Annotated in this window: 10 protein-coding genes and 1 pseudogene; 4 read left to right on the forward strand and 7 right to left on the reverse strand. The window is 51.0% G+C overall.

Annotation, left to right across the window (positions count from 1 at the left end; translation table 11 throughout):
* The 3 genes and pseudogenes from B2067_RS04235 to rpsB all read right to left on the reverse strand — a co-directional run.
* Positions 1-226 (reverse strand): annotated as a pseudogene (locus tag B2067_RS04235) (UMP kinase); the annotation flags it as partial.
* 124 nt (positions 227-350) lie between these two features.
* Positions 351-1,205, reverse strand: a complete 855-nt coding sequence (gene tsf / locus B2067_RS04240; protein WP_297533414.1) for a translation elongation factor Ts — start codon at positions 1,203-1,205, stop codon at positions 351-353.
* Positions 1,206-1,288: 83 nt separating this feature from the next.
* On the reverse strand, positions 1,289-2,026 hold the full coding sequence (gene rpsB, locus B2067_RS04245) for a 30S ribosomal protein S2 (protein WP_068441099.1): 738 nt from the start codon (positions 2,024-2,026) through the stop codon (positions 1,289-1,291).
* Between the two features lie 292 nt (positions 2,027-2,318).
* On the opposite strand from rpsB, the gene map reads away from it, so the two are divergent.
* From map to B2067_RS04260, 3 genes are all read left to right on the forward strand, one after another.
* Positions 2,319-3,098, forward strand: coding sequence for a type I methionyl aminopeptidase (gene map / locus B2067_RS04250; RefSeq protein WP_076518004.1), 780 nt, complete (start codon positions 2,319-2,321; stop codon positions 3,096-3,098).
* Positions 3,095-5,791 (forward strand): [protein-PII] uridylyltransferase, encoded by a 2,697-nt coding sequence (gene glnD, locus B2067_RS04255; protein WP_301387571.1) that lies wholly within the window; start codon positions 3,095-3,097, stop codon positions 5,789-5,791. Before map ends, glnD begins: the two co-directional genes overlap by 4 nt.
* A gap of 98 nt (positions 5,792-5,889) precedes the next feature.
* Positions 5,890-6,732, forward strand: coding sequence for a pirin family protein (locus tag B2067_RS04260; RefSeq protein WP_301387572.1), 843 nt, complete (start codon positions 5,890-5,892; stop codon positions 6,730-6,732).
* Positions 6,733-6,776: 44 nt separating this feature from the next.
* Here B2067_RS04260 and B2067_RS04265 read toward each other — a convergent pair whose 3' ends face one another.
* The gene (locus B2067_RS04265; RefSeq protein ID WP_301387574.1) at positions 6,777-8,120 is read right to left on the reverse strand and encodes a DEAD/DEAH box helicase; all 1,344 of its coding nucleotides are present in this window, start codon (positions 8,118-8,120) and stop codon (positions 6,777-6,779) included.
* A gap of 136 nt (positions 8,121-8,256) precedes the next feature.
* Here B2067_RS04265 and B2067_RS04270 point away from each other — a divergent pair, with 136 nt between their 5' ends.
* Positions 8,257-9,084, forward strand: a complete 828-nt coding sequence (locus B2067_RS04270; protein ID WP_301387575.1) for a M48 family metallopeptidase — start codon at positions 8,257-8,259, stop codon at positions 9,082-9,084.
* Positions 9,085-9,149: 65 nt separating this feature from the next.
* Here the strand turns inward: B2067_RS04270 and B2067_RS04275 are convergent, their stop codons facing one another.
* The 3 genes from B2067_RS04275 to B2067_RS04285 all read right to left on the reverse strand — a co-directional run bounded on the left by B2067_RS04275 (position 9,150) and on the right by B2067_RS04285 (position 11,822).
* Positions 9,150-10,187 carry a hypothetical protein gene (locus tag B2067_RS04275; protein ID WP_301387576.1) on the reverse strand — a complete coding sequence of 346 codons (1,038 nt, stop codon included), beginning with the start codon at positions 10,185-10,187 and terminating at the stop codon, positions 9,150-9,152.
* A gap of 4 nt (positions 10,188-10,191) precedes the next feature.
* Positions 10,192-11,346 (reverse strand): hypothetical protein, encoded by a 1,155-nt coding sequence (locus tag B2067_RS04280; RefSeq protein ID WP_301387577.1) that lies wholly within the window; start codon positions 11,344-11,346, stop codon positions 10,192-10,194.
* Between the two features lie 302 nt (positions 11,347-11,648).
* Complete coding sequence (locus B2067_RS04285) at positions 11,649-11,822, reverse strand: hypothetical protein (protein WP_301387579.1); 174 nt, start codon at positions 11,820-11,822, stop codon at positions 11,649-11,651.
* Positions 11,823-11,984 lie beyond the last annotated feature (162 nt).

The raw sequence follows: 11,984 nt of genomic DNA on the forward strand, positions 1-11,984 counted from the left end.
CAGCGACACGATCCAGACCAGCCTCGCTGAGTGCCTTACCACGGAACAGGTTGCCACCACCAATCACAAGACCTACCTGAACTCCCAGACCACGAAGCTGAGCAATTTCCAGCGCCATACGATCGAGTACTTTAGGATCAATACCGAAATCCAGCTCGCCCATCAGGGCCTCACCGCTGAGTTTCAGCAGAATTCGCTTATATTTCGCGCTTTTTTGCTCGGCCATGAACCTTCTCCTGAAAATGTTTGGCGTATTCTACGTATATTTGCTTCAGACATATACAAATATGCCGGGCAAGCCCGGCATATTAATGGTGGTTTTCAGAATGTGAGCCCCACCGGTGCTGTTATCAACCTTTCAGCTGTGCAGCAACCTCAGCAGCGAAGTCAGTTTCTTCGACTTCGATACCTTCACCTACTTCCATACGCAGGAAGCTGATGACTTCTGCACCGCCTTCTTTCGCCAGCTGACCAACAGTCAGGTCTGGGTTCTTAACAAAAGGCTGCTCGAGCAGGCTGTTTTCCTTCAGGAACTTCTTGATACGACCGCCCATCATCTTCTCAACGATCTCATCTGGCTTACCAGCCATGTCAGGCTGTGCTTTGATGATCTCTTTTTCTTTCTCGAGAACGTCAGCAGGCATATCTTCGCCACGTACAACACGTGGGTTAGATGCTGTAACGTGCATAGCGATGTCTTTCGCCAGCTCTTCGTTACCGCCATTCAGAGCAACGATACAGGCGATTTTGCCGTTTGAGTGAACGTATGCACCAACAGTGTCAGCTTCTACGATTGCTGGACGACGTACAGTGATGTTCTCACCGATTTTCTGAACCAGAGCTTCACGAGCGTCTTCCAGTTCACCAGCCATCAGTGCAGCAACGTCCGCTTCTTTAGTCTCAGCCAGCTTAGCTACGACTTTGTCTGCGAACGCAGCGAAGTTAGCGTCGCCAGCAGCGAAGTCAGTTTCAGAGTTGATCTCAACAATAACAGCATTGCCTTCACCAACTACAACACGCAGCTTACCTTCAGCAGCGGTACGGTCAGCTTTCTTAGCCGCTTTCAGACCTGAGTTCTTACGCAGATCTTCGATTGCCTGGTCGATGTCACCGCCAGCAGCAGTCAGTGCTTTTTTGCACTCCATCATGCCTAGGCCAGTACGTTCACGCAGCTCTTTTACCTGGGCAGCAGATACAGTTGCCATGTGGAATATCCTCTTAAATCTATAAATTGACGATAAAGATTTAAAAAAAGGGGCTAAGCCCCTTTTTTCGTATTCAGCTCTGATTACTCAGCCGCTGGCGCTTCTTCAGCAACTTCAACAAACTCATCAGCAGATGCGCCGCCTTGCTTGCCTTCCAGGATCGCGTCTGCAGCTGCAGAAACGTAGATCTGGATAGCGCGGATTGCATCGTCGTTACCTGGGATAACGTAGTCGATGCCATCTGGGTTAGAGTTAGTATCAACGATACCGATCACTGGAATGCCCAGCTTGTTGGCTTCCTGAACAGCGATACGCTCGTGATCTACGTCGATAACGAACATAGCGTCTGGCAGACCGCCCATCTCTTTAATACCACCGATAGAACGCTCGAGCTTGTCCATCTCACGTGAACGCATCAGAGCTTCTTTTTTGGTCAACTGTTCAAAAGTACCGTCTTTCTGCTGTGCTTCGAGGTCACGCAGACGCTTGATAGACTGACGGATAGTTTTGTAGTTGGTCAGCATACCGCCCAACCAACGGTGAGCAACAAACGGCATGTTCGCGCGTTCTGCCTGCTCTTTGATGATCTTACCTGCTGCGCGCTTAGTACCAACAAACAGAACCTTGTTGTTTTTCGCAGCCATACCTTCGATCAGTTTCAGCGCGTCGTTAAGTGCTGGAACAGTCTGCTCGAGGTTGATGATATGAATTTTGTTGCGGGCGCCGAAGATGTACTGACCCATTTTTGGGTTCCAGTAACGAGTCTGGTGACCGAAGTGTACGCCTGCTTTCAGCAGGTCACGCATGCTAACTTGTGCCATTGTTCTACTACCTTATGTGTAGGGGTTATGCCTCCACGAACCCTGAGCCCCGACCTGTCGAAACAGGCACCCCGGCACGTCAGTTTCAGTCCGTGTGTGTCGTTTAAGTATTTACGTGCAACTACTTCGCAGTAGCACGGCGCTGAGCGCGGGCGCTTTATACCATTTTGCGTGCCTATATGCCAGCAAATACACAATCCTTTTACGGACTTCTTATTCAACGGTTCAACCCCAGCCACACAAGAAGTACAATACAATCATTGCTATTCAATGAAACGGAAGATCTCCTCTGATGGGTGTAACGATCAATACGGCGGAAGACATCGCCAAAATGCGGGTAGCCGGGCGTCTGGCTGCAGAAGTTCTGGAGATGATCGGCGACTATGTAAAGCCGGGTGTGTCTACAGGTGAGCTCGACCGCATTTGCCACGACTATATAGTCAACGAGCAGAAAGCGATTCCAGCCCCTCTCAATTACAACGGTTTTCCGAAGTCGATATGTACCTCAGTGAATCAGGTCATCTGTCATGGCATCCCCAGCGACGATAAGATTCTGAAGAAAGGCGATATCGTTAATATTGATGTCACCGTCATCAAAGATGGCTACCACGGTGACACCAGCAAGATGTTTATGGTGGGCGACGTGCAACCTGCGCTGGATCGTCTTATCCGTGTCACTCAGGAGTCACTGTACCTCGCGATTGATATGGTCAAGCCCGGTGTTCAGCTCGGTGATATAGGCCATGCGATTCAGACATACGCTGAATCCAACCACTACTCCGTTGTCCGGGAGTACTGTGGCCATGGTATCGGCAAGGTCTTCCATGAAGACCCTCAGATCCTTCACTATGGCAAACCGGGTACTGGTATGGCCATTCAGGAAGGCATGATTTTCACCATCGAGCCAATGATTAACCTGGGCTCCCGGCACAATAAATTGCTCAAAGACGGCTGGACTGTAGTAACCAAAGACCGCAAAGCATCAGCTCAGTGGGAACACACTCTGCTGGTGACTGCTGACGGTGTCGAAGTCTTAACGAAACGCAAAGAAGAAGAGCAGTTCTGGAAGTGACCGATCTATCTGACATGCCGGTACTACCTCAGGTAGATGAAGATGCCCTACTGGAAGAACTGAAGGAGAAATCCCTCCCTCTCCCCGTCATCAAGCCTCTTCTTACCCGCATTCAGGATGAAGCTCACCATTATTTCCGGGAAACTCTCGATGCCGACCTGCTGGTCCGGCATCGTGCCACGCTTATCGACCGGGTTTTACGCGCACTCTGGCGCTTCCGTAATATTGCGACGCAAGACATCGCCCTGATCGCAGTGGGCGGTTATGGCCGTGCGGAACTGCATCCTCACTCTGACATCGACCTGCTCCTGCTTGCTCGTGACGAAGACAGCATCAACCGCCACGCCAGTGACCTGCAGGACTTCATTACCCTACTTTGGGATATCAAACTCGATATTGGCCACAGCGTCCGCACTCTGGATGAGTGTGTTACCGAGGCCAAAGGCGACCTGACCATCATCACCAACCTTCTTGAAAGCAGAACTCTTATCGGTGATGAAACACTGCATTCCGAACTTCGCGCACGGATCACCCCAGAAGCTCAGTGGCCGGCTGCGGTCTTCTTCGAAGCTAAGTCAGAAGAGCTCAATACCCGCCACGACAAGCACAACAGCGCCGATTACAACCTCGAACCCAACGTTAAAAATTCGCCCGGTGCTCTGCGTGATATCCAGACCATCACCTGGGTGGCCATCCGACACTTTGGTAAAGGCACCTTACAGGCGCTGGAAGATAACGGCTTCCTGACCGAGTTCGAGCATAAAAGATTGGCCAGCAGCGTGAGCTTTCTCTGGGAAGTACGATACGCCCTACATATGCTGGCAGGTCGCGAGGAAGACCGGCTTCTTTTTGACCTTCAGACTCAGGTTGCAGAAGTTCTGGGGTACAAAGACACAGGTCGACAGCTCGGCGTCGAGCGCTTTATGTCACAGTTCTATCGTCATCAGCTCTCCACCATGGAGCTGAGCGATATGCTGATGATGCACTTTACCGAAGACTATATGCAGTGTGACGACGACACCATCACACCTGTGAATGAGCACTTCGTGCTGTGCAATGGCTATCTGCAACTGACCACACCAGACCTGTTCGAGAAAGAACCTGCCTGGCTGCTCAGAGTCTTCCCTATGCTGGCACAGATCTCAGAATCTAAAGGCATACACTCCGCGACGATCCGCGCCCTTCGCGACAACCGTAATCTGATTGATGAAGAGTACCGGCAGAATCCAGAACACAATGCCATCTTCATGACTCTCATGCGCAGCAGATCACGTGTTGTGCGTGAGCTGTCCCGCATGATGCGCTACGGTATTCTTGGTCGTTACATCCCATCGTTCGGTCGGGTGATCGGCATGATGGAATACGACCTGCTGCACAAGTACACAGTCGACGAGCATACCTTCCGTATGATCCGGCTACTGCGGCACTTCCGTTACGGCGACGTTCGAGAACGCTTTCCCATTGCATCACGCCTGATCCACAAGGTTCATAAAAAAGAAGTGCTCTATCTGGCGGCACTGCTTCACGACGTGGGCAAGAGCCGCGAAGGCGATCATGCTGCCAATGGTGGCGAGATTGCCGAAGCCTTCTGTATACAGCACGGACTTAAGCCAGCTGATACACATATGGTCACCTGGCTGGTCAGTAACCACTTATTAATGTCGAACGCTTCCCAACGCCTCGACCTGAGCAATCCTGATGATATTCATCAGTTTGCCGTAGAGGTAGGTGATCAATACCACCTCGATATGTTGTTCCTGATTTCTGTGGCAGACACTCACTCAACCAACCCTGAGCTGTGGACGCCATGGCGTGCAGAACAGATGCGCGAGCTGTACAGAAATACCCAGGCAGCGCTGCGCCGTGGTCTGGAAAATCGCCTCCATAAAGATGATGTGATTGAAGAGATCCAGCAGGAAGCCATTGCACAACTTCAGGATTACGGCCTGCCGGAAGCGCGCGCCAGAGAGATCTGGGGACAACCAGGGGAAGACTACTTTTTACGCGAAGGCGTCGACAATATCGTCTGGCAAACCCGCGAAATAGATGCGCACGGCAACAGCGCTAAGCCGCTGGTTTCTGTACGACAGACCTCCGACCGTCAGTTCGAGGGTGCCACACAGATATTCCTCTTTATGAAAGATCAGCCCAATCTGTTTGCGGTAACAACGGCAACCCTGGACCAGCTCAACCTGAACATTCAGGACGCGCGCATCATGACCTCTGAGTCCGAGAATAACGCGGTCGATACCTATATTGTTCTGGACGAAAATAACGAAGCGATTACTGACCCGGAGCGCATCCGCGTCATCCGCAATACCCTATGCGACGCACTCGATGAGCCTGAAGAATTCGACACCATCATACGTCGCCGGACCTCACGCGTTCTGAAACAATTCGATGTACCTACCCAGGTGACTATCAGCAACGACCCTCTGATGCGCAGAACCGTGCTCGAGGTCACTGCCGCTGACCGCCCGGGCCTTCTGGCACGAGTCGGCAGTATCCTTATGGATTTCGGCGCTCAGCTCCAGGGGGCTAAAATTCTGACGGAAGGTGAGCAGGTATCCGATATCTTCTTCATCGTCGACGCGAACGGTGAGCCGTATTCAGATCCGACCTCCTGCGAAGAGCTCTGCAAAGCTCTGGAAGACGGGCTGGATGAGCAGGTCGAAGAACAATCCGCAGTTTAATAAGACAATTAGAAAACTCAGCGAAACAACCAATACCAATTTATCCCCTCGTTACACCCCAGTAAGCGCGATAGACTAATCGCTAACCGGAGGTACTTATGACGCAACGCACTCTCGAAAATATCATTCGTAGTTATCCAAGCTCAGACGGTGATGGCGTAAAAATCAGACGCCTTGCCCTCTTCAATCAACGCGATGCCGATCCTTTTCTGATGCTCGACGAGCTGGTGTCCGATGACGAAGCGGATTACATGGGGGGCTTTCCGCCTCACCCTCATCGCGGAATGGAAACGCTGACCTATTTGCGCAAAGGCGCTCTGATCCACAAAGATCATATGGGCAACCGGGGCGAAATACGCAGTGGTGGCGCTCAGTGGATGTCTGCTGGGCGCGGTATTATCCACAGTGAGATGCCTGAACTCGATCAGGGTGGCCTCCATGGTTTTCAGCTATGGATCAACCTGCCAGCAAAAGACAAAATGAGTGCACCGGATTACCGGGATGTTCCGCAATCAGAGATCCCTGTGGTTGCTCTTAATACGGGTGGCGAAGTCAGAGTTCTTGCAGGTGATTGGTACATCGAAGATCAGCAGGTGGAAGGGCCTCTGGACAAGCTGGCCGCTAACGCCAGCTATCTGGACGTCTCTCTTACTCAAGGTGAGATACTGACACTCCCGGTCACTTCGGGCAAACGTGCCATCGTTTACGTCTATAAGGGGCAGCTGGCAACAGGTCAGTCACTGCCAGAGAAGCCGTTACTGATTTACAGCACCCAAGGGGAAGAGCTCGTTTTTAAAGCCGAAAGTGATGCGAACTTTCTGGTACTGACAGGTGACCCAATCCTTGAGCCCGTCGCACACTATGGTCCGTTTGTGATGAATACGCATGAAGAGATTGAGCAGGCCATCAAGGATTACAACAGCGGCCAGTTTGGCCGCTGAGGGAAAGATGCCAGCCTGTTTTCAGGCATCCTACTTTCTCTGATTTACTTCTTTCTCTTAATAGGCGCAAAACCTTCACTGTCCATCAGGTTACCTGCGGGACGTGAAGGCCGGGGCCCGTTTTTCTTCTTCGGAGACGGGCCTTTTTTCTCGGCAGCTTTCTTCGCGGCCGCTTTTTTAGCAGCAGGCCCACGTGGTTTTTTCTTCTTAATACCAGCAGCCTTGCCCGAGGCCTTAACCTTCTTAGGCCCTGTATACTTCGCCTTAAGCTCTTTGATCGTACGTGAATCCATCTCCTGCTGAATGTAGCGTTCAATGGCCGCTTTCAGGTTCCATTCATTCGGGGCAATCAAGCTGATCGCCAGACCACTGCGCCCTGCTCGCCCGGTTCGACCAATACGATGAATATACTCATCACCCTTGCGGGCAAGATCGTAATTGATCACCAGATCCAGCCCGTCAACATCAAGCCCCCGTGCTGCCACATCGGTTGCTACGAGTATATTCCGTCGACCTTCACGAACATTCTGCATGACATAATTGCGTTCATCCTGCGTCATATCACCGTGGAGTACGGCAATACCCTCTCTATGGCGACGAAGGAACTCGCTCAGACGTTCAGCTTCTGTGCGCTTATTAACGAATACAATCGCCTTATCATAGGTTTCATTGGCAAGGAGCCAGGTTAACAGGCGATCTTTATGGGCATTGTCATCAGCCAGAATGCGCTGCTGAGTAATATCGTCATGACGCTCCTGGATACCTTGCGTAGTGATCTCTACAGGATCCTTAAGCCACGAACGTGCTGCACGCCCTACGCCTTCATGGCGCAAGGTTGCGGACAACATCAGCGTCTGACGCTCAGAGCCACACTTGCCAACAATAAGCTCCATATCTTCAGAGAAGCCCATATCCAGCATCCGGTCCGCTTCATCAAGAACTAAGAACTCGATATCTCCCAGCTCTGCCGTTTCGCGCTTCAGATGGTCAACAAGCCGTCCGGGTGTTGCAATAAGGATCTCCGGGTTCTTACGCAGCACGGCAGCCTGATACTTGAACTCTTCACCGCCGGTTAACACTCCGGCCTCAAGATGATTCATATCGGTCAGGCGCTTAGCATCCTTGAATACCTGTCGGGCGAGCTCGCGGGTAGGAACGATCACAAGAGCACGCGTGGCGCTGTCTGGTGCATCGACCGTCAGTAACTTCTGCATAATCGGCAACAAGTAGGCAAAGGTCTTACCACTGCCCGTTTCTGCGCATACCTGAACGTCACTCCCGCGTAATACTTCAGGGATAACCTCAAGCTGCACGTCTGTTGCTTCTGTAATGGACTGTTTTTCAAGCCCGGCAATTAGCCTTGGGTGTAATTCTGTTCCGGCAAACACGCTGAAATCCCGCTGGAGAAAAAACGCGAGTATACCAGACCTTAAAGCGCAGGACTGCGCTGTCGGCATTAGCACTACACACTCACTCAGCAACACCTTAGACTAACGATACATACCTTACTTCAGGAATACGGATATGAAGAAAGTGATCAGCCTGACGTTGATCAGCGCAGCCATAGCAGGTTGTGCAACCACCTTGACCGGCCGCAATCAACTTATGATCGTCTCGCCGAATTCAGCGATTGTGGAGTCTCAAAAAGCGTACGCGAGCACCGTAGGTGAACTCGATCAGAATGATCAGCTGGTCACGGACCCTGCCTGGGTAAAACGCATTGAGACAATCACCGGGCGACTGGTCACTGAAGCGATAAAACTTGATCCGGACACCAAAGACTGGGACTGGAGCGTCGCGATTATTGACGACCCTGATACCCTAAATGCCTGGTGTATGGCTGGCGGGCGTATGGCGATCTACACCGGTATCGTCACCCAGTTAAATCTGAACGACGATGAAATCGCACAGATCATGGGGCATGAAATTTCTCATGCCCTGGCCAATCACACTGCTGAACGCATGTCCCGTGCAGTACTCATGAATGGCGCGCTGGCAGCAACGGCCGTCGTCACTGATAACAATGGCTATGTGCTGACAGGAACCGCCATGGCAGCCAAGGTCGCACTGGAATTACCAAACAGTCGTACCGCTGAATCAGAAGCTGACGAAATAGGCATCGAGCTGGCTACTCGCGCCGGATACAACCCAGATGCTGCGGTGAGCTTATGGAAGAAAATGGCAGAGGCCGGAGGTGGCGGAGGCCCGGAGTTCCTGAGTACCCACCCTTCTCCTGATAACCGGGCATCAACGCTCGATAAACTTGGAGAAAAAATGCTACCTCTGAACCCGCAACTTAAAAAGTCTCAGGTTTACCCTGTGACCATAGTGACGGATGCGGATCAGATCTGAGGAACCAGACCCGACGAGCCAGATCTGAAAAAGAAGATCCGAAAAAAGAGAGACGCCAGTATCGATCAGAGATCGATACTGGTCGCTTTGAGATACTGAGCACGGAAACCGTTTACGACAGTCTCTCCAGCAGTACGATTACCTACGGTAATTTCACCAATGTAAATATCGCTCTTCGGCGCGTTAGCGTAATACTCATTGAAGAAAGCCAGCATGGCATCGCTATCCGTTGGATCAACACCACGGGAAGATGGATCGGGCTTACTTAGTTCAAGTACGAAATTACCGTCAGAGGTAGCGCTGAACTTCAGAGGCTGGATATCGCCAAAACCCAGATTCAAGCCCAAATAAAACTGGTCAATCTGTAACAAAGATCCCGTACCGGTACATGCATCTCCGCATGTATCAATCTGAAATTCCTCAGCCAACAGAGAAAGGTTCAACTGCCCCAGAAGCTCTGACTGACCTGAATCATCGGGGCGCGACCACAGAGTAAACCCCGTACCGTCCAGATACACTCCACTCATATCTATATTCCAGACATGATTGGTACCATCGGCAAAGTCGAGCGTGAAGCGGGACCCTATGTCTGCCCCGCTTCGCCTGATAGAGGAGCGCTGCCCACAGTCCGCAGCAGAGGCAAAAATACAATCCATCACGTACTGCCGGGTATTCTGAGCGGTTGAGGTATATACATCAGTAAGAATCTGCAATGCAGCAACGTCATCGCCGATAGCAGGTGCGTCACCGGTATAGAAATCAGCAGGGTCACCGTCCCAATCCGAACTGCCGCGAACGCTTCGGACTACCCAAGGGTTCAGATAGCTACCAATATCTACAGGTATCCTCACTGAGCCGTTCTGGCTACCCTTGCCCATGATGTAGAACTGATCCCACTGAATCCCGACTTCATTACTGCTGCCATCTTCAATTCCTGTAACGGATAACGACGCGTCGTCAGTACTGAATACGAAATCCTGCAGGGCAAAGCCCAGGCCAGCTCCACTTTGGGAGGACATTTCGGCGTCATCAAGCGCCTGCAGGTCCGCGTTTGCAGAATGAGCAACAATCAAAGCGGCGGATAAAGACAATAGTTTTCTCATATCATCAGCACCCCTTAATCCGGCCAACACAGGTCGCTACCCTTTGCGTACCATTCGTAGCTTCTTCAAGCGTCAGGTACAGAGGATACTTAGTCTCATTACCGGATTGGTAACGCGCGATGTTTAAATAAGCACCCTGATCAGTAAGAACACGATCAGTTCCAGGGACGCCTGACAGGTCTTCCCATGGCACTGACTCAGTCTGCATTGAGATAAATACACCACTGGCAGAACCATCTTCAAAAGAAGCGTCCTTATCACCAATGTAAATTGACTGGTAGATGCTTGTACGGAAACAACCAGGCGTACCAGTCACCTCACAATCATCTGCACGGGTGAGCAAGGGAACCAGAGTAGGAATCAAACCACCCTCGTCAGAATCGAAGTTACGGCCATTCGGCACACCAAACCATGAAGCACGCTTCACGTACGCAACATTCAGGCTATCTGCACCGTCGCCTGTTGCAGCATCAAGAAGATCGACCTGAGTATAAATCTCGGTACCCTGTGCTAAAGCAAGTGCAGTACAGTTGATAAAGCCAGCCCCAGGACAATTCTGGTTATAAACGACCGCAGCGTCACCGCGAATCTCGCCTTCGATCTTACCTGTCAGAGAGACAAGATCGCCCGAGAGATCACCTTGAGCCTTCTCGAACCCTACACGAAGTCCAGAGATTCGTTTTTCATCATTCTCGATTTTATATGCAAGTTCGATGTAGGGGTTCTTTGCCATAAACGGCACATACTCTGCGTTCGCAGCGTCATCGTAGTTATCGACACGACCCAAGGCAAAGTTATTAATGATAATGTCGGAATCGTATACCTGGATGCTGCCATCCGGATTGGTAACGATATTCCGATCATCATCGGTCACAGGGACTGTGCCATCCACATAAGCATCACGATCAAAGCGGCTGACCCTGAGCTCATCAATGTTGAATACGGTCTCGAGTTCCATCCCAAGGTTAACCTTGGTGAACTCATAATCGCCGGACCAGTTTCCTGCGCCCTGATTGTATGAACTTGTGTCAATAGTGATGAATGCCTGCCCTGAAACATCAGACAGGTCACGGTCGGTCATTGGCTCAAGCGCACAAACCGACGCACTTGCAACAAGACCAGACAAGACGAAAACTGGACCTACATCCTGTAAACGCATACTTCACCTATTTTTGAATTTATTGAACAACTGTCAGATTAAATTAAAAGTAGTTCTCCTATCAGGTAATTTCCAATCAAGGATCGGTAAACAACCTGCATCAATACGGGCCATAATGACATGCAATGCCTTACTTCAAAAGGAACATTTTCATAATTATCGATATATATCAGTTGGTTACAGAGAGTTACACTCTCTTTCAGGTAGACACATGTAATAAATCACCAACACAGAGTTAAGGTCGCTAGTGAACTGAAAAGCAAGGGACAGGATGAGTGAGAGTACAGATGGAGGTGCCAGGACTAGTTGCAAGAGTCGAGCTTCTTCCTGACAGCATCGCCATTGCCGGTGTCATCTCCGCGAAGGCGGGAATCCATATGCGGCCCTTTTCCGACAGCGTTGTAGCCCGGTGCATTGTCTGGGATGCGGTCCCCTCCGACATGTTCCATGATGAGCTCGAGCGATCCATCGCGCATAACCAGGCAACCTGGCATAAACCCTGGATAAGAAAAAACCCCAGCAGGTTACCCTGCTGGGGTTTTGAATAGACTGGGGTCGCAGGCGACCTTGACGTGTTCGGCAAGCTCGCAATGAAAAAACCCCTGACTGCGTAGGCAATCAGGGGTTTTGAATAAGAG

Source organism: Thalassolituus sp. UBA2590 (genome assembly GCF_002339775.1).
Lineage (GTDB): Bacteria > Pseudomonadota > Gammaproteobacteria > Pseudomonadales > Oceanobacteraceae > Thalassolituus.

Coding starts and splice junctions, on each gene's coding strand:
- tsf (WP_297533414.1), bottom strand. CDS start 1,205: ATGGCAACTGTATCTGCTGCCCAGGTAAAAGAGCTGCGTGAACGTACT.
- rpsB (WP_068441099.1), bottom strand. CDS start 2,026: ATGGCACAAGTTAGCATGCGTGACCTGCTGAAAGCAGGCGTACACTTC.
- map (WP_076518004.1), top strand. CDS start 2,319: ATGGGTGTAACGATCAATACGGCGGAAGACATCGCCAAAATGCGGGTA.
- B2067_RS04260 (WP_301387572.1), top strand. CDS start 5,890: ATGACGCAACGCACTCTCGAAAATATCATTCGTAGTTATCCAAGCTCA.
- B2067_RS04270 (WP_301387575.1), top strand. CDS start 8,257: ATGAAGAAAGTGATCAGCCTGACGTTGATCAGCGCAGCCATAGCAGGT.
- B2067_RS04275 (WP_301387576.1), bottom strand. CDS start 10,187: ATGAGAAAACTATTGTCTTTATCCGCCGCTTTGATTGTTGCTCATTCT.
- B2067_RS04280 (WP_301387577.1), bottom strand. CDS start 11,346: ATGCGTTTACAGGATGTAGGTCCAGTTTTCGTCTTGTCTGGTCTTGTT.
- B2067_RS04285 (WP_301387579.1), bottom strand. CDS start 11,822: ATGCGCGATGGATCGCTCGAGCTCATCATGGAACATGTCGGAGGGGAC.